This is a genomic window from Streptomyces sp. NPDC058685, from assembly GCF_042714725.1.
Taxonomy (GTDB): Bacteria; Actinomycetota; Actinomycetes; order Streptomycetales; family Streptomycetaceae; genus Streptomyces.
On sequence record NZ_JBHXSL010000075.1, the window covers coordinates 1 to 21087 of the forward strand.

Consider the following 21087-nt stretch of genomic DNA (forward strand, 5'->3'; position numbering starts at 1 on the left):
CGCCGGTTCCTGTGAACCGGCGCGCCGCCCTCGCTCGTACCCGAAGTGCGGGAGGGACCTCAGGCCTTCGACTCCCCGCCCAGGTGGTGCACCCGCACCATGTTCGTCGTGCCCGGCACGCCCGGAGGTGAGCCGGCGGTGATGATCATGATGTCGCCCTCGTTGTACCGCTGGAGCTTCAGCAGCTCCGCGTCCACCAGGTCCACCATGGCGTCGGTGTTGTCGACGTGCGGAGCGACATAGGACTCCACGCCCCAGCTCAGCGCGAGCTGGTTGCGTGTCGACTCGTCCGTCGTGAACGCCACGATCGGCTGCTCCGCGCGGTAGCGGGACAGACGGCGGGCCGTGTCACCGGACTGGGTGAAGGCGACCAGGGCCTTGCCGCCCAGGAAGTCCGCGATCTCGCAGGCCGCGCGGGCCACCGAGCCGCCCTGGGTGCGCGGCTTCTTGCCCGGTACCAGCGGCTGGAGGCCCTTGGAGATCAGCTCCTCCTCCGCGGCGACCACGATCTTCGACATCGTCTTGACCGTCTCGATCGGGTACGCGCCGACCGAGGACTCGGCGGAGAGCATCACCGCGTCCGCGCCGTCCAGGATCGCGTTCGCCACGTCGGACGCCTCGGCACGCGTCGGGCGGGAGTTGGTGATCATCGACTCCATCATCTGGGTCGCCACGATCACCGGCTTGGCGTTGCGGCGGCACAGCTCGATGAGCCGCTTCTGCACCATCGGGACCCGCTCCAGCGGGTACTCGACGGCCAGGTCGCCGCGCGCGACCATCACGCCGTCGAACGCCATGACGACGTCCGTCATGTTCTCGACGGCCTGCGGCTTCTCCACCTTGGCGATGACGGGGACCCGGCGGCCCTCCTCGTCCATCACCTTGTGGACGTCCTTGACGTCGCTCGCGTCGCGGACGAAGGAGAGCGCGACCATGTCGCAGCCCATCCGCAGCGCGAAGCGCAGGTCCTCGATGTCCTTCTCGGACAGGGCCGGGACATTGACCGCCGCGCCGGGGAGGTTGATGCCCTTGTGGTCGGAGATGACACCGCCCTCGACGACGATGCTCTTCACCTGCGGGCCGGTCACCTCGACCACGCGCAGCTCGACGTTGCCGTCGTTGATGAGGATCGGGTCGCCCTTGGAGACGTCGCCCGGCAGGCCCTTGTACGTGGTGCCGCAGATGGACTTGTCACCGGCCACGTCCTCGGTGGTGATGACGAACTCGTCACCGCGGACCAGCTCGACCGGTCCCTCGGCGAAGGTCTCCAGGCGGATCTTGGGGCCCTGGAGGTCGGCGAGCACGCCGACGGCGCGGCCGGTGTCCTCGGCGGCCTTGCGGACGCGGTGGTACCGCTCCTCGTGCTCGGAGTGGGTCCCGTGGCTCATGTTGAATCGGGCCACGTTCATACCGGCCTCGATGAGCAATTTCAGCTGCTCGTACGAGTCGACGGCGGGGCCCAGCGTGCAGACGATTTTGGAACGGCGCATAAGGCGGATCCTATCGGTTTGTTTCGACTCGGAATATTCCGTCTGGCGGAAAGTACAAATGGGCGGGAGTCCGCTCAGTCGATACCTGGCGGGTAATCAGGGATTTCCCGTCCGGGAACCGCTCGTGACCAGGGCGAATGTCTGCCGCGCGATCTCCAGTTCCTCATCAGTCGGAACCACGGCGACCGCGACCCGCCCCTCGGACGACGAAATAATCCGTGCCTCGTCGGAACGGGCGGCGTTCCGCTCACGGTCCAGCGTCAGACCGAATCCCTCCATACCTGCCATGGCAGCCTCCCGCACCGGCGCCGCGTTCTCGCCGACCCCCGCCGTGAACGCGATCGCGTCCACCCGGCCGAGTACCGCGAAGTACGAGCCGATGTACTTCCTCAGACGATGGATGTAGATGTCGAAGGCGAGTCGCGCCCGCTCGTCCCCCTCGTCGATCCGGCGGCGGATCTCCCGCATGTCGTTGTCGCCGCAGAGCCCCACCAGACCGCTCTTCTTGTTGAGCAGCTCGTCGATCTGGTCCGCCGACATCTCCGCGACCCGCATCAGATGGAAGGTGACCGCGGGGTCGATGTCACCGGAGCGGGTGCCCATGACCAGCCCCTCCAAAGGTGTCAGCCCCATCGAGGTGTCCACGCACCGGCCGCCGGCGACCGCCGAGGCGGACGCGCCGTTGCCCAGGTGCAGCACGATGACGTTGACCTCGGACGGCTCCTTGCCCAGCAGCTCCGCCGTCCTGCGCGAGACGTACGCGTGAGAGGTGCCGTGGAAGCCGTAGCGGCGGATGCGGTGGGCGTCCGCCGTCTCCACGTCGATGGCGTAGCGGGCTGCCGCCTCCGGCATCGTCGTGTGGAAGGCCGTGTCGAAGACCGCCACCTGCGGCAGATCGGGACGCAGCGCCTGTGCCGTACGGATGCCGACGATGTTCGCCGGATTGTGCAACGGCGCCACCGGGACCAGCCGCTCCACCTCCGCCAGCACGTCGTCGTCGATCACCGTCGGCTCGGTGAACCTCAGGCCGCCGTGCACCACGCGGTGGCCGATCGCCGCGAGCTCGGGGGAGTCGAGCCCGAGACCGTCGGACGCCAGCTCGTCGGCGACCGCCTTCAGTGCCGCGCCGTGATCCGCGATGGGACCGGTGCGCTCGCGCTTCTCGCCACCGACGAGCGGGGTGTGGACGAGCCGGGACGTCTCCTCGCCGATCCGTTCCACCAGTCCGGCGGCCAGCCGCGAACCGTCGTGCATGTCGAGCAGCTGGTACTTCACCGACGACGAGCCGGAGTTGAGGACGAGGACGCGGGTCGCGGTCACAGTCACGGAGCCTTCTGTGCGGGGGGCGGTCATACGGATGCGGGCCGGCCGGCCGGTGCGTCCGGCTCGCTCGGGGCGGGCCGCGCCGACGGTACGGGCTGGGCCTGGATGGCCGTGATGGCCACCGTGTTCACGATGTCGCTGACGAGCGCGCCCCGCGACAGGTCGTTGACGGGCTTGCGCAGACCCTGGAGCACCGGCCCGACGGCCACGGCGCCGGCCGAACGCTGCACGGCCTTGTAGGTGTTGTTGCCGGTGTTGAGGTCCGGGAAGATCAGCACCGTCGCCTGGCCCGCCACCTCGGAGTCCGGCAGCTTCGTCGCCGCGACGGACGGCTCGACGGCCGCGTCGTACTGGATCGGGCCCTCGATCCTCAGCTCCGGCCGGCGCTCCCGCACCAGCTTGGTCGCCTCGCGGACCTTGTCCACGTCGGCTCCGGAGCCGGAGGTGCCCGTCGAGTAGGACAGCATCGCGATCCGCGGGTCGACGCCGAAACGGGCCGCTGTCGCCGCCGACTGGACCGCGATGTCCGCGAGCTGTTCGGCGTTCGGGTCCGGGTTGACCGCGCAGTCCCCGTACACGAGCACCCGGTCGGCGAGGCACATGAAGAAGACGGACGAGACAATTGAGGCTTCGGGCTTCGTCTTGATGATCTCGAAGGCCGGGCGGATGGTGGCGGCGGTGGAGTGCACCGAGCCCGAGACCATGCCGTCGGCCAGCCCCTCCTGCACCATCAGCGTGCCGAAGTAGTTCACGTCCGCCACGACGTCGTGCGCCAGCTCCACCGTCACACCACGGTGGGCACGCAGTTCGGCGTACCGCTCGGCGAAGGGCTGGCGGAGCTCGGAGGTGACCGGGTCGATCAGCTGGGTCGAGCTGAGGTCGATGCCCAGGTCGGCGGCCTTCTTGCGGATCACCTCGGTGTCACCGAGGAGGGTCAGGTCGCAGACGTCCCGGCGGATCAGGACGTCGGCCGCGCGCAGCACACGCTCCTCGGCGCCCTCGGGCAGCACCACCCGGCGGCGGTCCGTCCGCGCCTGCTCCAGCAGATCGTGCTCGAACATCATCGGGGTGACATGGCCGCTGCGCCCCACGGCGAGCCGGGCCAGCAGTTCGCCGGTGTCGACATGACGCTCGAACAGGCCGAGTGCCGTCTCCGCCTTGCGGGGCGTGGAGGCGTTCAGCTTGCCCTCCAGCGCGAACAGTTCGGCGGCGGTGGGGAAACTGTTGCCGGCGACCGACACCACCGGGGTGCCGGGCGCGAGCCGGGACGCGAGGGTGAGGACCGTGTCGCTGGGCCGCTCGTTGAGGGTGAGCAGCAGGCCGGCGATGGGCGGGGTGCCGGCGGAATGGGCGGCCAGCGCGCCGACCACCAGATCGGCACGGTCTCCCGGGGTCACCACCATGCAGCCGGGCGTCAGGGCGTTGAGGAAGTTCGGCAGCATCGCGCCGCCGAAGACGAAGTCGAGTGCGTCGCGCGCGAGCCCCGCGTCGTCGCCCAGCAGTACCGTGCCGCCGAGCGCGTGCGTGATCTGGGCGACGGTCGGGGCGGCGAGCGCCGGCTCGTCGGGCAGGACGTAACAGGGGACGGGCAGGCGGGCCGCCAGTCGTTCGGCGATCTCGGCGCGCTCCTCGGGGGCGACCCGGTTGACGGCCATGGCGAGGACGTCGCAGCCCAGAGCCTCGTAGGCGCGGTGGGCGTTGCGCGTCTCGGCCCGTACGGACTCCGCGCTCTGGCCCTTGCCGCCGACGACCGCGATCACCGATGCGCCGAACTCGTTGGCGAGCCGTGCGTTGATCGCGAGCTCGTCGGGGAGCTGGGTGGCGGCGAAGTCGGTACCGAGGACGAGGACGACCTCGTACTCCCGCGCGACCCGGTGGAAGCGGTCGACGAGCTCGGAGACCAGCTCGTCGGTACCCCGCTCGGCCTGGAGGGTGGAGGCCTCGTGGTAGTCCATGCCGTACACGGACGCCGGATCCTGCGACAGCCGGTAACGGGCCCGCAGCAGGTCGAACAGCCGGTCCGGGCCGTCGTGCACCAGCGGGCGGAAAACACCCACCCGGTCCACCTGGCGGGTGAGGAGCTCCATGACTCCCAGCTCGACGACCTGCCGGCCGTCCCCGCGGTCGATCCCGGTCACGTACACGCTGCGCGTCACGCGTGCTCTCCCGTCCATGCTCTCTGGGGTGCGAAAAGGTCGGTACGAAAAAGGTGGTACGTACAAAAAAACCGCTGAGGGCGGCCTTTCCCTCTTGACAATACCTCCGTGGATGGTTAGGGCGCCCGGCGGACCGGGGGCGGTCGGAGGCGTCCCTCACGAGGGCCGTACGCCGTGCCTCGGAGCAGCCGGGAGCGCGGGTTCTCCGGGGTCCGTGGAACAATCGAACGTGGGCTCACCTGTCCCACTGACGAGCAGGAGACACAGCACGATGCGCATCGGAGTGCTCACCGCAGGGGGCGACTGCCCCGGACTGAACGCTGTGATCCGGTCGGTCGTGCACCGTGCCCTCACCTTTCACGGCGACGAAGTCATCGGCTTCGAGGACGGATTCAAGGGGCTCCTCGACGGCCACTACCGTCCGCTCGACCTCAACGCGGTCAGCGGCATCCTCGCCCGTGGCGGCACGATCCTCGGCTCCGCCCGTCTGGAGCGCGGCCGGCTGGCCGAAGCCTGCGAGAACGCACCGGACTTGGCCCGGCTGCACGGCATCGACGCGCTCATCCCGATCGGCGGGGAAGGCACGCTCACCGCGTCCCGGATGCTCGCGGACGGGGGGATGCCCGTCGTCGGTGTGCCGAAGACGATCGACAACGACATCTCCGCCACCGACCGCACGTTCGGCTTCGACACGGCCGTGACGGTCGCCACCGAGGCCATCGACCGCCTCAAGACGACCGCCGAGTCGCACCAGCGTGTGATGGTCGTCGAGGTGATGGGCCGGCACGCCGGCTGGATCGCCCTGGAATCGGGCATGGCGGGCGGCGCCCACGGCATCTGTCTGCCGGAGCGGCCGTTCCAGGTCGAGGACCTGGTGAAGATGGTCGAGGAGCGGTTCTCGCGGGGGAAGAAGTTCGCGGTCATCTGCGTCGCCGAAGGTGCGCACCCGGCCGAGGGCTCGATGGACTACGGCAAGGGCGAGATCGACCAGTACGGCCACGAGCGCTTCCAGGGCATCGGCAACCGCCTCGCCGCCGAGCTGGAGCACCGCCTCGGCAAGGAGGCCAAGCCGGTCATCCTGGGCCACGTCCAGCGCGGCGGAACCCCGACGGCCTACGACCGGGTGCTCGCGACCCGCTTCGGCTGGCACGCGGTGGAGGCGGCGCACCGCGGCGAGTACGGCATGATGACGGCGCTGCGCGGCACCGTGGTGAAGATGGTCCCGCTGGCGGAGGCGGTGACCCGTCTCAAGACGGTCCCGGCGAACCGGATGCACGAGGCGGAGTCGGTGTTCTGACCGGCGGGGGGCCGGTCTTCGCGGTCGGTCGTGCACCCCGCTGCCGGATGCGGTCTCGTCCGAACGACAGACCGGGCGGGTGTACGGCTCAGCTCCGCGCCAGGTCCCAGAAGTGGTCGGCTATGCGGTCCAGGAACTCACGGCCCGCGCTGCCCGTGTCCTCCGTCGTCGAGCCCCAGCTGAGCGTCGCCACCATCCGCGACTGGTAGGCCGCGTGCAGCTCCTCCAGTGCCGCTTCCAGCCGGGGGCGCTCCATCGGGACCAGTTTCGAGACCGGGCGGACGTACGCCTGCCAGCGTGCCGCGACCGCGCTGCGCAGCAGCTCCGCGAGATCCGCCTCGCGGCCCGTCGCGATCAGCAGTTCGCGCGGGCCCAGTTGCAGGGCCTCGGCGAGCGCGGCCGTCTGGCGTTCGGTGCCGCGCCAGCGGCCCGACTCCTCCATGCGCAGATAGCCGTCCGGGTCCACGCCGAGGCGCCGCGCCAGGTCCGCGGGTGCCCATCCGTGTGCCAGCCGGTGTTCGCGCAGGCTGGAAGCCTCGGTGAGGAGGTCGTGCGGCGCGCACCACAACACCCCGGCCAGTGCGGTCAGTTCACGGGACCCCGGGGCGAGGAGCCCGCGTTCCCAGGAGACCACCGTGTCCGGTGAGACATGGAGCCCGTACTGGGCGCGGAGACCGTACGCGACATGGCCGGGGGCCATTCCGAGGGCTTCGCGCAGCCGGCGGGCGGCGGGGGCGTTGAACGGGGGCGTGGGAGCGTGGTGCACGCGGCAACGCTAGAGGCCGGTGGGGCGTGGCGACTACGGTGCGTTCACCCAACGCCACTTGTCGTAGGAACGTCCGAGCTGATCGCTACCACTTGGTAACGTGCAGTGATCGCGCCGCCCCGGGGCGCGGACCGGGCGTCATCCCTTGACCGCCCCGCCCAGTGCGAACCCGCCCCCGAGCCGGCGCGAGATCAGGACGTACAGCACCAGCACCGGCGCCGAGTACAGGATCGAGAACGCCGCCAGCTGCCCGTAGATCACCGAGCCGTAGTTGCCGAAGAAGGTGAAGATCGAGACCGAGGCCGGCAGCTGATCCGGCGTCAGGATCAGCATGAACGGGACGAAGAAGTTTCCCCAGAGCTGGATGAAGGTGTAGATCGTCACCACGGTCAGGCCCGGCCCCATCAGGGGCAGGACGACGCGCGACAGCGTCTGGAGGTTCGAGGCGCCGTCCGTCCAGGCCGCCTCCTCCAGGACCATCGGGACGCCGTCCATGAAGTTCTTCATCAGCCAGATGGAGAAGGGCAGTTGGGACGTGGCGAGGAACAGTCCCGTGCCGTACATCGTGTCGATCAGATCGACCTGCACGAACAGGCCGTAGACCGGCACCATCACCGCCGTGATCGGCAGGCACGTCGTGAACAGGATCGTCAGCAGGAACGGGCGGTTGAAGCGCGAGCGGTGCCGGGAGAGCGGATACGCCGCGAGCGCCGCGCACACCACCGTCAGCAGCGTCGCCCCGCCGCACAGCAGCAGGCTGTTCAGCATCGGTGTGAAGGTGATCTCGTCGGTGAGCACCGCGTCGAAGTTGTCCCCGGTGACCGACGACGGAACCCGCACCCGCAGGTCCGCGTTCGCGTCCACGGACGACAGCAGGAGCCACACCAGCGGCAGGGCGAACGCGGCAGCCGTCACCAGCAGCGCGGCGTTGGCGGCGAGCCGGGCGCGGGTGGACCGGCGCATCACACCTCCACCTTCATCAGACGCAGATAGACGATCGAGAACAGCGAGCCCACCAGGAGAAGCAGCAGGGCCACCGCGGTGCCGTACCCGATCAGGCTCTTGAGGAACGCCTGGTCGTACATGAACACCGGCAGCGTCTGGCTCCGGTTGCCAGGACCGCCCCGGGTCATCGCCCAGATCAGCCCGAAGACGGAGAGCGTGGAGAGTGTGTTCAGCATCAGATTGGTGCCGATCGAACGGCGGATCATCGGCAGGGTGATGTGCCAGACCCGCCGTGGACCGCTCGCCCCGTCGACTTCCGCGGCCTCGACGACGTCCCGCGGTATCTCGGAGAGCGCCGCCGAGTAGATCAGCATCGAGAACGCGGTGCCGCGCCAGACGTTGGCGAACGACACGGCGAGGATGGGCAGGGTGAACAGCCAGTTCTGGGACGGCAGATGGAGCCAGTCGAGCAGCGCGTTCAGCGTTCCCTCCCGGCGGAAGAACGTGTACAGCAGGAACGCGGCGACGATCTCCGGCAGCACCCAGGCGGTGATCACCAGCGTGCCCGTGACGGTTCTGACCGGCCGGGACGCGGCCCGCATCAGACCGGCCAGCGCCAGACCCAGGGTGTTCTGGCCGACCACCGCCGAGACGAAGGTGAAGACCAGCGTGAGCCAGACGGCGTTGCGGAAGTCCTCGTCCGCGAAGGCCCGGCGGAAGTTGTCGAGGCCCACGAAGTCGGCACCCGAGGCACCGGTCAACTGGGTGTCGGTGAAGGCGATCCAGACGCAGTAGCCGATCGGGCCGGCCAGGAAGAGCAGCAGCAGGAGGGTGGCGGGGGCGATGGGCAGCCACCGCCACACCCCTCCTCTCGTCGTGCTCACCTGCTGACGACCGCGCCGTCGACGACGGTCTTCAGCTGCTCGTCGTACGCCTTCGCCGCCTCCGCGGCCGAGGCGTCGCCCGTCGTCACCTTCTCCATGGCCTCACCGATGGCGGTGGAGACCTGCGGATAGACGGGCAGCGCCGGACGGTAGTGCGTGTACTGCACGAGCCCGGTGAAGAACTCGATGCCCGGCATGGACTTCAGATACTTCGGGTCGGCGGCCACGTCCTTGCGTACCGCGATCTGCGCGGCCACCACGCACCACTGCGTCGCGTTCTCGGCCGTCTGGAGCGTCTTGATGAACTCGAAGGCCAGATCGGCGTTGTCCGCCTTCTGCGGGATCGACCACGCCCAGCCGCCGGACATGGACACCTTGCCGGGCGCCTGTCCGTTCTGGGTGGGCATCGGGGTCTGGGCGAGGTCCTTGCTCCAGTCCGGCCACTCCTTGGGGCCCTTGTTGATCCAGTTCTGGCCCATCCAGGAGCCGTCGAGCGAGATCGCGAGCTTGCCCTCGGGGAACCACTCGGTGGCGACCCGCGTGCCGACGTTCGGGTCGAGCGCGTCCGAGACGTCGGGGCCGAGCTTCTCCGTGTAGACCGTGCGGACGAAGTCGAGCGAGTCCCGGAAGCCCTTGGTGCCGGTGACCCACTTCTTGGCCGATTCGTCGTAGAGCGGATCGGCCCCGGTGCCGTACAGCAGCATCTCGAAGCCCTGCATCACGGCCGCCTCGCCGGGTCCCTTGCCGGTGTAGACGTTCAGCGGGATGACGCCGGGGACCTTCTCCTTGACCGTGCGGGCCGCGTCCAGGACCTCGGCCCAGTTCTTCGGCTGCCAGTCGGCCGGCAGACCCGCCTTGGCGAAGATCGCCTTGTTGAACCAGAGGCCACGGGTGTCGGTGCCGTCCGGGATGCCGTACGTCTTGCCGTCCTCGGCCTTGGCCGCCGCCTTCGCCGTGTCGACGAACTGGCCCCACTGGTCCCACTGCGGCAGATAGGAGTCCAGCGGCTTCAAATACCCGGCCTTGATGTCCGAGTTGATGCGGAAGGTGTCCTCGTAGACCAGGTCGGGCGCGGTCTTGGGGGACCGCATCATCTGCTGCGCCTTGGTGGCGTAGTCGTTGTCCGGGGCCTGGATCGGGACGAGTTCGACCTTCTTGCCCGGGTGCTCCTTCTCGAACTGCTTCTTCGCCGCTTCGAGATGCTGGTCCTTGAAGCGGATCTTGTTGTCCGTCGAGCGGTTGTAGACGACCTTCACGGTGTCGGGATCGCTGCCCGAACCGTTGCCGCAGGCGGTGAGCGTTGCCGCGGCGAGAGCGGTGACGGCGGTGACGAGGATCAGTGGGGCGTTGGGGCGCACGGGCACGACCTCCTCCGAGCCGGAGTCCGGGCCGAGGGCCCAGGGGGCTGCCGTGACCGTAGGACCGGCTCGCTGACAAGGTCAATGCCCGTGCAGGGAGGGGTCGTTGAAGGGTGCAACGATGTGTGCTTTGCGTGGGTACGGCCGCCGTCGGTGGGCGGCCGGCCACTGCCTTGCCCGTCTCCGGCACATGTGCCCACAGGTACCGCACGCGAGGCCTCGGGTGCGTGCCCGTGTACGGATACGCACCCGGGCCGAACCCGCACGCGTCGTCAGCGCAGGGGGGCGAACGCCGCCCGCATCTCGGCGGAGAAGAGGTCCGGCTCCTCCCAGGCCGCGAAGTGTCCACCCCTGTCGACCTCGTTGAAGTACGCGGGGTCCGGGTAGACCGTCTCGACCCAGCTGCGCGGGGCGGCCCAGATCTCGCCCGGGAACGACGTGAAGCCGACCGGGACCCGGACCGGCGGAGGAGCCTGGCCGCCGGCGATCTCGCGTCCGAACTCCCAGTACCACCGGGCCGCCGACGCGCCGGTGCCCGTCAGCCAATACATCATGATGTTGTCGATGATGTGGTCCCGGGTCAGATTGCCCGCGGGGTGGCCGTCGAGGAAGGCGCCCGAGATCTTCTCGTAGCTGTCCGTGTCGTGGTCCAGCATCCAGGCAGCCAGCCCGATGGGTGAATCCAGCAGGGAGTAGCCGATCGTCTGCGGCCTCGTGGTCTGCTCCAGGAAGTAGCCGAAGCCGTCGGTCGTGAAGACGTTCAGCGCGTCCATGGCCGCCCGTTCCGGCCCGGTCTCCTTCGGCAGGTGGTCCTTGATCCCGATCGCCCCGGCTAGCAGGCTCACATGGATGCCGAGCAGACCCGCGGGTGCCTGGCGGCCCATGGCGTCGGTGACGGCGGCGCCCACGTCTCCGCCCTGGGCGACGTAGCGCGGGTAGTCGAGGCGGTTCATCAGCTCCGCCCATGCGCTCGCGATGCGCCCGTTGCCCCAGCCGAGTTCGGCCGGCTCGCCCGAGAAGCCGTAGCCGGGCAGGGACGGCAGCACCAGATGGAACGCGTCCTCGGGAGAGCCGCCGTGGGCGGTCGGGTCGGTCAACGGCCCGACGGTCTCCAGCAGCTCGACGACCGAGCCGGGCCAGCCGTGCGTCATGATCAGCGGCAGGGCGTTCTCGTGCGGCGACCGAACGTGGACGAAGTGGATGTCGACGCCGTCGATCTCGGTCGTGAACTGCGGCAGCGCGTCCAGTCTCGCCTCGCACCTGCGCCAGTCGTAGTTGATCATCCAATAGCGGGCGAGCGCCTGGAGCGTTGCCAGCTGCACCCCCTGCGAGCGGTCGGTGACGAGCTCCTTGGAGGGCCATCGCGTCGCTTCGATCCTGCGGCGCAGCTCGGTGAGCTGGTTCTCCGGAACCTCGATCCGGAACGGGCGGATGTCCGTTGCTTCGGCCGTGACAGACATGGAGGGACTCCTCGGATCACTGACGGGCGGAAAGCCGTGCCCGGATGTCAGCGCGTCGCGCCCGTGCCTCATGGTCTGCGCTCGGTCGGCGCTGACCTCTCCACGCTACTCCTGCCGAACGAAGGGTACGAAGAGTGCCGAATCGACCGATCCGGCGTCCGGTCGACGGCCCGGGAGGCGGACCGTGACCGCGGGGACGGTCCCATCAAAGGCGTCGATTGCCCTGAGGGACACCGCCGTTGAGCGACACCGCGCGGACAGGGCGCCGTCAGTGGGTCGCGGGGATCCAGCGGTACTGGAGTTCCGGGCGGCCGATCTGCCCGTACTGCGGGCTGCGCGCCGCCCGTCCCGCGGTGACCAGATGTTCCAGATAGCGACGCGCGGTGATCCGGGAGATGCCCACCGCGATGCCCGCCTCGGCGGCCGTCAGCCCCTCCGGCGCGTCCCGCAGCGACCGGGTGACCGCCTCCAGCGTCGGGCCGCTCAGCCCCTTGGGCAGGCCACCGCCCTGCGGGGCGCGCAGCGCGCCGAGAGCGCGGTCCACCTCGTCCTGGCCGCTCGCCTCACCGGCCGCGGCGCGGAACTCCGCGTACCGGCCGAGGCGGTCGCGCAGTGTCGCGAAGGTGAACGGCTTCAGCACGTACTGGACCACCCCGAGCGACACGCCCTCCCGCACCATCGCGAGGTCGCGGGCCGAGGTCACCGCGATGACGTCCGCGGAATGACCCGCGGCGCGCAGCGACCGTACGAGCTGGAGGCCGTGCCCGTCGGGCAGATAGAGGTCCAGCAGCAGCAGGTCGACCTCGGTCCGCTCCAGTGCACGGACCGCCTCCGAGCGCGAGTGCGCCACCCCCGACACCGTGAAACCGGCGACGCGGCCCACATAGAGGGCATGCGCGTCGGCGGCCACCGGATCGTCCTCGACGACCAGCACTCTGATCGGATCGCCGCTCATGCCGGTACCCCCGCGCCCTCCAGCGGCAGCCGCACGGTGAAGTCGGCCCCGCCGTCCGGGCCCTTCGCCAGGACCACCGTGCCCCGGCTGCGGTGCACCGTCTGCCGGACGATCGCGAGCCCCAGCCCCCGTCCCGATCCGTGGGTGGACCAGCCGCTGCGGAACACCTCGTCCGCGGACGCCGGGTCGATTCCCGCGCCCGTGTCGTGCACACGGATCAGCAGCTCGTCCCGGTCGGCCCGGGCGACGACCGTGACGCGGGCCCGCCCGGGATGACCGGCGGGCTGCGGTCCGCCGTCGCGGCCGGCAGCCGCCTCGGACGCCGCGTCCACCGCGTTGTCGATCAGATTGCCGAGGATCGTCACCAGGTCGCGGGAGGGCAGCGACGGCGGCAGGACACCGTCGTCGATCCGGCTGTCCTGCGCGAGCACCAGCTCCACACCCCGCTCGTTCGCCTGCGCCGCCTTCCCGAGCAGCAGCGCGGCCAGTACCGGCTCGCCGACCGCGCCGACCACCCGGTCGGTGAGGACCTGGGCCAGTTCCAGTTCGGCGGTGGCGAAGTCGACGGCGTCGTCGACCCGGCCGAGTTCGATGAGCGAGACCACGGTGTGCAGCCGGTTGGCCGCCTCGTGCGCCTGGGAGCGCAGGGCCTGGGTGAAGCCGCGCTCGGAGTCCAGCTCGCCGGCGAGGGCCTGGAGCTCGGTGTGGTCGCGCAGGGTGACCACCGTGCCGCGCTGTTCGCCGCCGACGACCGGGCTGGTGTTCACCACGACGACCCGGTCACCCGTCAGATGCACCTCGTCGACACGCGGCTCGGACGCCAGCAGCGCGCCGGTCAGCGGGGTCGGCAGTCCCAGCTCGGCGACCGGCCGGCCCACCGCGTTCTCGTCGAGGCCGAGCAGTTCCCGCGCGCCGTCGTTGCACAGGGCGATCCTGCGCTGCCCGTCGAGCATGAGCAGTCCCTCACGCACCGCGTGCAGCGCGGCCTCGTGGTAGTCGTGCATCCGGCTCAGCTCGGCCGCGTTCATCCCGTGCGTGTGCCGCCGCAGCCGGGTGGTGATCACATACGTCCCCAGGCCGCCCAGCGCCAGAGCCCCGCCCGCCATGGCGAGCAGCGCCACCACCTGCTTGCTGACCTGCTCGCTGATCTTCTGGATGGTGATGCCGGCGCTGACGAGCCCGACGATCTCCCCGCGGTCGACGACGGGCACCACGGTCCGTATCGAGGACCCGAGCACCCCCACGTACCGCTCGCTGTGGATCTCGCCCCGCAGCGCCTGCTCGGTGTGGCCGAGATACGTCCTGCCGATCTCGCCCGGCTCGGGGTGCGTCCACCGCGTGCCGTTCGGGGCCATGATCACGATGAAGTCGACACCGGCGTCGCGGCGCAGGCCCTCCGCGTACGGCTGGAGCGTCGCGGAGGGGTTCGCGGACCGCGCCGCGGCGATGACCGACGGCGATTCCGCCACCGCGGCCGCCGTGGCCCTCGACTGGAGGCGCGCGGTCTCCTCGGCCTGAGAGCTGTCCTTGAGATACGTGAACAGGGCGCAGCCGGCCACGATCGCGGCCACCAGGACGACCTGCATCGCGAAGAGCTGGCCCGCGAGGCTGCGCGGGCGGGGTATGCGCATGGGCCCATATTGCCTGGCCGGATTTGTATGAACGAAACGAACGCAAGGGTGACCGGCATCACAGGGTGGTGGATGCTCACGGCAATCCATAGGGACATGGACCGGTAACAAGGAGGAAACCCGTGGCTGCTGGAGCCGTCAGGCGGGACCGCACGCACTATCTCTACATCGCCGTGATCGTCGCGGTCGTACTCGGTATCGCCGTGGGGTTGGCCGCCCCCGAGTTCGCCACTGAGCTCAAGCCCCTCGGTACCGGTTTCGTGAACCTGATCAAGATGATGATCTCGCCGATCATCTTCTGCACGATCGTGCTGGGCATCGGTTCGGTACGCAAAGCCGCCAAGGTCGGTGCCGTCGGCGGTATCGCGCTCGGCTATTTCATGGTCATGTCGCTCGTGGCTCTCGCCATCGGCCTGGTCGTCGGCAACATCCTCAACCCGGGTGACGGGCTGGCGGTGACCGACGCGGTCAAGGAGGCCGGCCAGGGGCAGGTCGGCGAGGAGGCCAAGGACACGGTCGAGTTCCTGCTCGGCATCATCCCGACGACGATCGTCTCCGCCTTCACCTCGGGCGAGGTTCTTCAGACGCTGCTCGTCGCGCTGCTGGCAGGCTTCGCCCTCCAGGCGATGGGCTCGGTCGGCGAGCCCGTGCTGCGCGGTGTCGAGCACATTCAGCGCCTCGTCTTCCGCATCCTCGCCATGGTGATGTGGGCCGCGCCGATCGGCGCCTTCGGTGCCATCGCGGCCGTCACCGGCTCGGCCGGTCTGGACGCCCTGAAGAGCCTCGCCGTGCTGATGCTCGGCTTCTACGTCACGTGTTTCCTGTTCATCTTCGTGGTGCTGGGCGCGCTGCTGCGTGTCGTGGCGGGCCTCAACATCCTCACGCTGCTGAAGTACCTGGGCCGCGAGTTCCTGCTGATCCTCTCCACCTCCTCCTCCGAGTCCGCGCTCCCGCGGCTCATCGCGAAGATGGAGCACCTGGGCATCAGCAAGCCGGTCGTCGGCATCACCGTCCCGACCGGCTACTCCTTCAACCTCGACGGCACCATGATCTACATGACCATGGCGTCGCTCTTCATCGCCGAGACGATGGGCGACCCGATGTCGATCGGGGAGCAGATCCCCCTTCTCCTCTTCCTGTTCGTCGCCTCCAAGGGCGCGGCGGGCGTCAGCGGCGCCGGTCTGGCCACCCTGGCCGGCGGTCTGCAGTCGCACCGGCCGGAGCTGGTCGACGGGGTCGGCCTGATCGTCGGTATCGACCGCTTCATGAGCGAGGCGCGTGCACTGACCAACTTCGCGGGCAACGCGGTCGCGACGGTGCTCATCGGCACCTGGACGAAGGAGATCGACAAGGTGCGGGTCGACGAGGTGCTCGCCGGGCGGATCCCGTTCGACGAGCAGACACTGCTCGACGACGGCCACGGCGCTCCCGCCGACGACGCCGACGGCGTCCGCCTGGTCAAGGGTTCCGCGTCCGGCGCGACGGTCGTCGGCCAGGAGCCCCGGGACGGGGAAGGGGCCGTCTCCAAGGTCTAGAGACGCTCCCTCTCTCCCCACGGCGGTGCGCCGGCTTCCCCCGTGATTCCACCTGGCGGCGTACCGCCGGTTCCCCGGGCCCCTGAGGGCGCCCGGGGAACCGTCGTTTCCGTCCGTCACCGCTGTCACTGCTGGATCGGACTGCCGTCGGTCCCGCAGATGTAGCCCGCCACGATGCAGTCGGCGACGCGCCGCTTCAGCTCGGATTCGTTCCACGCGTTGAAGAAGTCCCCGTGGAAGGTGTAACCGGGCTGATCCGTGACGTTGGTCCCGTTCCTGGTGCCCGCGAGTGTCAGCCCGCCGCCGTTCACCGGCCAGGTGATCAGCAGTTCCAGGCGCGGCACGACGACCGGATGCGAGGCCGGACAGGTCTGTCCGGCCGCGTACGCCATGTGGTCGCGGTGGTTGGCGCTGTCCAGGTTCCGCCCGTCCCAACAGGTGGGGAAGTCAAGGTAGTTCTCCAGCTTCGTGCCGGGCGGGCAGTTCACGAAGTCCCGGCCCGACTCAGGCCGGCCCACGCACGACCAGCGTGCGGCGGGATTCTGATCGGGCGAGGTGGCGGTGGCGTTGCCGACCACGTACCGCAGGCCGCGGGGATGCGCGACGGCACGGGTGTGGTCGGTGATGCCCTGGTAGTAGACGGTGACCCGCTCGGGGGCCACGGGGGCTCCGTTCTTGTAGAGGGTGGGCGTCCAGTACGAGGAGAGGTCCACCGACGGCGAGCAGTTGGTGGTGCCGGCGGCCAGCGACTGGAGCGTCGAGGACGCGTTCGCCGTCCGGTTCCCGTAGAACTCGTGGATGTGCGAGCGGCCCGCCTGCCCGGGGAAGACGATCGGGTCGTCACCCCGGCGATGGCTGGAGAAGCACTCCGCGCGGAACTCGCTCCCGCGCAGGGGTGCCGCCGCCTGCGCGACGATCGCGGCCGCCTGCGCCGGGCTGAAGGTGTGGTGGTGTGCTGTGTGGCCGGCGCGCGCGTGGCCCGGCGCACCGTGGTCGTCCGCGGAGCCGGACGCCGGTGAGTGGTTCCCCGCGGTGACCCAGCCCGCGGTGATCAGGAAGATCACGGCGGCCGTGCTCGCGAGCAGTCGGCGGAGCATGGGGCCTCCTGTCATGTCCTTCGTGCTGCCGCTTCAGTCGAACGGGATACGGACGACGGACTGGTTGCCGACGCCCACCGTGCTCGCGCCGTTGCCGATGGCGTTCCAGACCTCGACGCGGACCCGTCCGTTGCTCAGATCGCCGAGTGCGCCCGTCGCCGACTTGAGGCCCTTCGCCTGGGTGTAGTGCTCGTAACCCGGCACGGGGTCCGTGGCGAAGTAGTGGTACGTCTCCGTCCGGTCCCAGCCGCCGTCGCCCGTCCGGTCGTAACTCACCCTGACCTGCTGCCCGTTGGCGACCGTCGATCCGGAGTCGGTGAACAGGTCGAACTGGGTGGCCCCGCCGTTGTATCTGCGGGTGATCCCGGACGAGGTGAAGACCTGCGGGTTGTGCGGGGTGCCGTCGTAGTTGGCGCCGCCCGCCGAGGAGACGCTCACCGAGCCGGCCGACGCGGCGGCGTCGCCCGCGCCGCCTCCCGTCCGCAGATACAACTGGGAGGAGCCGGACGGCGGCGGGGTGGTGGGCGGGGGAGTCGTGCCGCCGCCGCGGGTCCACACCGCGACGTAGTCGACGAGCATGGGGCGGCCGGGGACGGTGGCGGCCGTCGGGGTCCCGGTGCCAGCGACACCGTTGGGGAAGGCGCCGCCCATGGCCACGTTCAGCAGAATGAAGTACCCGGCGTGCTCGGTCATGTTGGCCCAGGTGCCCGCGTCGAAACGGTCCTGGCTGATGCTGTGGAAGAGCTGGCCGTCCACGTACCAGCGCAGTTGGTTGGGGGAGACGGAGCGGTCCCACTCGAAGCGGTAGGTGTGGAAGGCCGACTGGCAGGAGGCGCCGGGGCAGGCCCGGTTGGCGCCGATGCCGTTGGTCTCGTTGCAGGGGCCGCCGGGGTTCACACCGCAGTGCAGCACGGCCCACACCGAGTTGATGCCGTTGACGTTCTCCATGATGTCGAACTCACCGATGGCCGGCCAGTTCCAGTAGTTGCCCCGGTAGGGAGCGCCGAGGGCCCAGAAGGCGGGCCAGTACCCGAGCGCGGCCTGCCCGGTGACGTTCGGCATCTGGATGCGGCCCTCGATGCGCAGGGTGCCGCCGGCCGGGGCCTTGAAGTCGGCGCGCCTGGTCTCGATGCGGCCGGACGTCCAGTTGCCGGCGCCGTCCCTGAGCGGGGTGATCCGCAGGTTTCCGCTGCCGTCGAGACTGAGGTTGTCCGGGCTGGCGGTGTAGTTCTGGATCTCGCCGGTGCCCCAGTTGCCGGGGCCGCCGGGGTAGCCGTGGCCGAGGTCGATCTGCCAGTCGGCGGACGAGGGCAGGGTGCGGTTGGCGCCGTTGAAGTCGTCGCTCCACTGGAGATTCCAGCCGGGCGTGGGGGGAACGTCACCGCGCGCCTGTCCGGCGCCGGTGACGCCGACGAAGCCGGCGAGCGCGACGGCGAGGGCCACGACGACGGTGAGCAGGGGGGTGCGTCTGATGCGGCTCGTACTCACGGAACACCTCCGGGAGGATGGTGCCAAGGGTGTGTGAGAGCGCTCTCAGATAGTTTTGTAGTTGGAGCCGGTGGAGGCGTCAATGGCTCGGCATCGTCGATTTCCTGAAGGGACAGGGCAGTTGACCGATGCGGCTGGTCGGGTGCCCGGTCCCCGGAGTCCGTACGTCCGCGGGCCGGTGCCGCCGGGTCGGTACGGCGGCTACCAGATGGCCCGGACAGGCCGCGCGAGCCGCCCCGGCCCCGACGCGACGGCCGAGTACGGGCGGTCGGCGGGCGCGTCGGCATGGAGCAGTTCCCGCATCCGTGAGAGCCCGCGCAGTACGTCATCCCGGTGGCCGGCGGCCTTCATCCAAGCGGGCAGCCGCGTCAGCATGCTCATGTGCGGATGACCGTCGCGCCCCCGGAGGCCGGCGGCGAGACAGTGCTCCAGCGCGTCGATGTGGCGTTCGTTGTACGCCCACAGGACCTTGCCGCGGCACGGAGTGCGGAGCCAGAGCGGCCGCCCGAAGAAGGGTTCGTCGGGTCCGCCGAGTGTGGCGGCGATCAGCGCGCCTCCACGGCGTTCGGCCTCCCAGTCCCGCACCGTGGCGCAGCGACCGCACGCCAGCCGGCGCGGCCGGAACAGCAGTTCGGTGTGGTACTTCAGCTCCGGCAGGCCCGGCCGGGGCACCACGTCGGCCCGCCCGCCGCACCCCGGGCACACCACATGGATCAGATCGGCGTAGGACTCGATCCTGGCGCCCCGGTCGACCGAGCGCCGCGGACGCCCGCCGTCCGTCTCGTAGTTCGTCACCTCGGCATGGTGCCCTGTCCGGTGGCGGCGAGCGACCCGGCGGTGTCCTGTCCGGTACCGGTCGCGTCCGATCCGGCCGCGCCGCGCGAGCCGCTCGCGTCCAGTTCGGCCACCTCCTCCGCGCCCAGCACGAGGCCGGCCGCCGCCGCCGAGTCACGGATGCTCTCCGGACGGCTCGCGCCCGGGATCGGGACGACAGTCGGCGACTGCGCCAACAGCCAGGCCAGTGCCACCTGTTGAGGGCTCACCCCGCGCGCCCGCGCCACCCGGTGGAACGCCTCGTACGGACCCGGCGCCTGCGGCCCGCCCGCCGGACCGTCCAGCGCACTGCGTGAGATCCCCCCGAGAGGACTCCACGGCAGATACGCCATCCCCAGCTCCGCGCAGAGCCGCAGCTCGGCCTCTCCTTCGCGCACCGCGGGCGAGAACCGGTTCTGCACGGAGACGAGCCGGTCGCCCAGCATCTCCCGCGCCAGTCCGATCCGGTCCGCGTCCACGTTGGAGATCCCGGCGAAGCGGATCGTGCCCTCGTCCAGCAGCTCCCGGAGCGCGCCCACCGACTCGGCGAACGGGACGGCCGGATCGGGCTTGTGCAGCTGGTAGAGGCCGATCGCCGCACCGCCGATGCGGGCCAGTGAGGCATGGGCCGCCCGTCGGAGGCGCTCCGGTGCCGCGTCCACCGTCCAGCCGCCGTCGTCCGTCCGGCCACGCCCGCCCTTCGTGGCGACGAGCACCGCGTCGGTGTTCCCTCCGTACGAGGCGAGCGCCCGGGCGACCAGCAGCTCGCCCGCCCCCGGTTCGCCGCCCGGCGCGTAGTAGGAGTCGGCCGTGTCGATCAGCGTCACGCCCGCGTCCAGCGCGGCGTGCACGGTGGCGACGGCCTGGCGCTCGTCGGGGCGCCCCTCGATGGACAGCGGCATCGCGCCCAGTCCGACGGCCCCCACCCGCAGTCCGCCGACTGTGCGGTACCGCATCACCGCACCTCCTGGCGCGCCGCGAGAGTCTCCGACACAGCCTGCTGAAGCCATTCCGACGTATGCCGGAAGGTGTATCCGAGGGCTGTGGCACGGGAGTTGTCCATGGCGTAGGCGCGGGCGAAGGAGAACGGCGATGTCTCACCCCCGTGTACCGGGGCGAATTCCACCCGGCCGCCCGTCTCCCGCTCGATCGCGGCGCAGATGTCCTGCGTCGTCAGCGGACCGTTCGCATGCGCATTCACCGGTCCGGTGAATTCCTGCCCCGTCGTCCAGGCGAGAAAGTCCGCGATCTCCTCGACATACACATAGGTGGCGGGATGGTTCTTCTCCGGAACGGCGATCGGCTCACCGGCCCTGATGCGTTCCGCGTAGTGGTCCACGCGCGCGGTGAAGTCGTCGTGTCCGCCGAGGACATGGGCGACGCGCACCGCCACGGACGGGAAGCCGGCCGCGGCCGCGAACACCGCCTCCGCCTGCCGCTTTCCCTCGCCGTACCGCTCCTCCCGGAAGGCGGGGTCGTCCCAGGGCAGGGCCGTGTCGACAAGCACCGCCAGCGGGTCGACCGCGTCCTCGCGCACCGGCTCGGCGGAGTTCTCGTACTCGTAGACCTCGACGGTGGACGTCATCACATAGCGGCGGGTCCGCCCCGAGAACACCCGCACCGCGATCTCCGCCTGGCGCGGCGTGTAGCAGACCTGGTCGACCACCACGTCGAAGGAACGTGAACCGATCGCGGCCCGCAGGGAGTCCTCGTCGTCCCGGTCCGCGACCAGATGCCGCACTCCGGCGGGCGGCGCGGACGAACCGCGGTTGATGACGGTGACCCGGTCCCCGGATTCCAGCAGGCGGGCGATCAGCCGCTTTCCGACATAGCGGTTGCCCCCGATGACGCATATCTCGCGCATTCCTCAACTCCCTGTCGCTCTACGG

Annotated in this window: 17 protein-coding genes; 2 read left to right on the top strand and 15 right to left on the bottom strand. The window is 70.1% G+C overall.

Annotated features, from left to right (window positions below; all coding sequences use genetic code 11):
* Nucleotides 1-59: 59 nt before the first annotated feature.
* From pyk to pta, 3 genes are all read right to left on the bottom strand, one after another.
* Nucleotides 60-1490, bottom strand: coding sequence for a pyruvate kinase (gene pyk / locus ACFWU3_RS33865; RefSeq protein WP_384445068.1), 1431 nt, complete (start codon nt 1488-1490; stop codon nt 60-62).
* 96 nt (nt 1491-1586) lie between these two features.
* Complete coding sequence (locus ACFWU3_RS33870; protein ID WP_384445070.1) at nt 1587-2843, bottom strand: acetate kinase; 1257 nt, start codon at nt 2841-2843, stop codon at nt 1587-1589.
* Nucleotides 2840-4969, bottom strand: a complete 2130-nt coding sequence (gene pta / locus ACFWU3_RS33875) for a phosphate acetyltransferase (protein WP_384445072.1) — start codon at nt 4967-4969, stop codon at nt 2840-2842. The genes ACFWU3_RS33870 and pta overlap by 4 nt, the downstream gene beginning before the upstream one ends.
* A 271-nt stretch (nt 4970-5240) precedes the next feature.
* On the opposite strand from pta, the gene ACFWU3_RS33880 reads away from it, so the two are divergent.
* Nucleotides 5241-6266 carry an ATP-dependent 6-phosphofructokinase gene (locus ACFWU3_RS33880; RefSeq protein ID WP_384445074.1) on the top strand — a complete coding sequence of 342 codons (1026 nt, stop codon included), beginning with the start codon at nt 5241-5243 and terminating at the stop codon, nt 6264-6266.
* Between the two features lie 88 nt (nt 6267-6354).
* On the opposite strand, the gene ACFWU3_RS33885 is transcribed toward ACFWU3_RS33880, so the two are convergent.
* The 7 genes from ACFWU3_RS33885 to ACFWU3_RS33915 form a co-directional block, all read right to left on the bottom strand.
* Nucleotides 6355-6966, bottom strand: coding sequence for a helix-turn-helix domain-containing protein (locus ACFWU3_RS33885; RefSeq protein WP_384445109.1), 612 nt, complete (start codon nt 6964-6966; stop codon nt 6355-6357).
* Between the two features lie 204 nt (nt 6967-7170).
* Nucleotides 7171-7995, bottom strand: a complete 825-nt coding sequence (locus ACFWU3_RS33890) for a carbohydrate ABC transporter permease (RefSeq protein WP_384445076.1) — start codon at nt 7993-7995, stop codon at nt 7171-7173.
* Nucleotides 7995-8861 (bottom strand): carbohydrate ABC transporter permease, encoded by an 867-nt coding sequence (locus ACFWU3_RS33895; protein ID WP_384445078.1) that lies wholly within the window; start codon nt 8859-8861, stop codon nt 7995-7997. The genes ACFWU3_RS33890 and ACFWU3_RS33895 overlap by 1 nt, the downstream gene beginning before the upstream one ends.
* Nucleotides 8858-10225 carry an ABC transporter substrate-binding protein gene (locus ACFWU3_RS33900; protein ID WP_384445080.1) on the bottom strand — a complete coding sequence of 456 codons (1368 nt, stop codon included), beginning with the start codon at nt 10223-10225 and terminating at the stop codon, nt 8858-8860. The genes ACFWU3_RS33895 and ACFWU3_RS33900 overlap by 4 nt, the downstream gene beginning before the upstream one ends.
* Nucleotides 10226-10491: 266 nt before the next feature.
* The gene (locus ACFWU3_RS33905) at nt 10492-11679 is read right to left on the bottom strand and encodes an epoxide hydrolase family protein (RefSeq protein ID WP_384445082.1); all 1188 of its coding nucleotides are present in this window, start codon (nt 11677-11679) and stop codon (nt 10492-10494) included.
* A 268-nt stretch (nt 11680-11947) separates the two neighbouring features.
* On the bottom strand, nt 11948-12634 hold the full coding sequence (locus ACFWU3_RS33910; protein WP_384445084.1) for a response regulator: 687 nt from the start codon (nt 12632-12634) through the stop codon (nt 11948-11950).
* Complete coding sequence (locus ACFWU3_RS33915; RefSeq protein ID WP_384445086.1) at nt 12631-14265, bottom strand: ATP-binding protein; 1635 nt, start codon at nt 14263-14265, stop codon at nt 12631-12633. The genes ACFWU3_RS33910 and ACFWU3_RS33915 overlap by 4 nt, the downstream gene beginning before the upstream one ends.
* A gap of 122 nt (nt 14266-14387) precedes the next feature.
* On the opposite strand from ACFWU3_RS33915, the gene ACFWU3_RS33920 reads away from it, so the two are divergent.
* Nucleotides 14388-15800: a cation:dicarboxylate symporter family transporter gene (locus ACFWU3_RS33920; RefSeq protein ID WP_313944002.1), complete on the top strand. Its 1413-nt coding sequence runs from the start codon at nt 14388-14390 to the stop codon at nt 15798-15800.
* A 125-nt stretch (nt 15801-15925) separates the two neighbouring features.
* On the opposite strand, the gene ACFWU3_RS33925 is transcribed toward ACFWU3_RS33920, so the two are convergent.
* The 5 genes from ACFWU3_RS33925 to ACFWU3_RS33945 all read right to left on the bottom strand — a co-directional run bounded on the left by ACFWU3_RS33925 (nt 15926) and on the right by ACFWU3_RS33945 (nt 21062).
* Nucleotides 15926-16897: a DUF1996 domain-containing protein gene (locus ACFWU3_RS33925; protein ID WP_384445088.1), complete on the bottom strand. Its 972-nt coding sequence runs from the start codon at nt 16895-16897 to the stop codon at nt 15926-15928.
* Nucleotides 16898-16930: 33 nt separating this feature from the next.
* On the bottom strand, nt 16931-18385 hold the full coding sequence (locus ACFWU3_RS33930; protein WP_384445090.1) for a glycoside hydrolase family 16 protein: 1455 nt from the start codon (nt 18383-18385) through the stop codon (nt 16931-16933).
* A 201-nt stretch (nt 18386-18586) separates the two neighbouring features.
* Nucleotides 18587-19180, bottom strand: coding sequence for a hypothetical protein (locus ACFWU3_RS33935; protein WP_384445092.1), 594 nt, complete (start codon nt 19178-19180; stop codon nt 18587-18589).
* The gene (locus tag ACFWU3_RS33940) at nt 19177-20154 is read right to left on the bottom strand and encodes an aldo/keto reductase (RefSeq protein ID WP_384445094.1); all 978 of its coding nucleotides are present in this window, start codon (nt 20152-20154) and stop codon (nt 19177-19179) included. Before ACFWU3_RS33940 ends, ACFWU3_RS33935 begins: the two co-directional genes overlap by 4 nt.
* Nucleotides 20154-21062 carry an NAD-dependent epimerase/dehydratase family protein gene (locus ACFWU3_RS33945; protein ID WP_384445096.1) on the bottom strand — a complete coding sequence of 303 codons (909 nt, stop codon included), beginning with the start codon at nt 21060-21062 and terminating at the stop codon, nt 20154-20156. The genes ACFWU3_RS33940 and ACFWU3_RS33945 overlap by 1 nt, the downstream gene beginning before the upstream one ends.
* Between the last annotated feature and the right edge of the window lie 25 nt (nt 21063-21087).

Bases quoted from the DNA above. Each gene is read 5' to 3' on its own strand.
- pyk (WP_384445068.1), bottom strand. From the start codon at position 1,490: ATGCGCCGTTCCAAAATCGTCTGCACGCTGGGCCCCGCCGTCGACTCG.
- ACFWU3_RS33870 (WP_384445070.1), bottom strand. From the start codon at position 2,843: ATGACCGCCCCCCGCACAGAAGGCTCCGTGACTGTGACCGCGACCCGC.
- ACFWU3_RS33880 (WP_384445074.1), top strand. From the start codon at position 5,241: ATGCGCATCGGAGTGCTCACCGCAGGGGGCGACTGCCCCGGACTGAAC.
- ACFWU3_RS33885 (WP_384445109.1), bottom strand. From the start codon at position 6,966: ATGGCCCCCGGCCATGTCGCGTACGGTCTCCGCGCCCAGTACGGGCTC.
- ACFWU3_RS33890 (WP_384445076.1), bottom strand. From the start codon at position 7,995: ATGCGCCGGTCCACCCGCGCCCGGCTCGCCGCCAACGCCGCGCTGCTG.
- ACFWU3_RS33905 (WP_384445082.1), bottom strand. From the start codon at position 11,679: ATGTCTGTCACGGCCGAAGCAACGGACATCCGCCCGTTCCGGATCGAG.
- ACFWU3_RS33910 (WP_384445084.1), bottom strand. From the start codon at position 12,634: ATGAGCGGCGATCCGATCAGAGTGCTGGTCGTCGAGGACGATCCGGTG.
- ACFWU3_RS33915 (WP_384445086.1), bottom strand. From the start codon at position 14,265: ATGCGCATACCCCGCCCGCGCAGCCTCGCGGGCCAGCTCTTCGCGATG.
- ACFWU3_RS33925 (WP_384445088.1), bottom strand. From the start codon at position 16,897: ATGCTCCGCCGACTGCTCGCGAGCACGGCCGCCGTGATCTTCCTGATC.
- ACFWU3_RS33940 (WP_384445094.1), bottom strand. From the start codon at position 20,154: ATGCGGTACCGCACAGTCGGCGGACTGCGGGTGGGGGCCGTCGGACTG.
- ACFWU3_RS33945 (WP_384445096.1), bottom strand. From the start codon at position 21,062: ATGCGCGAGATATGCGTCATCGGGGGCAACCGCTATGTCGGAAAGCGG.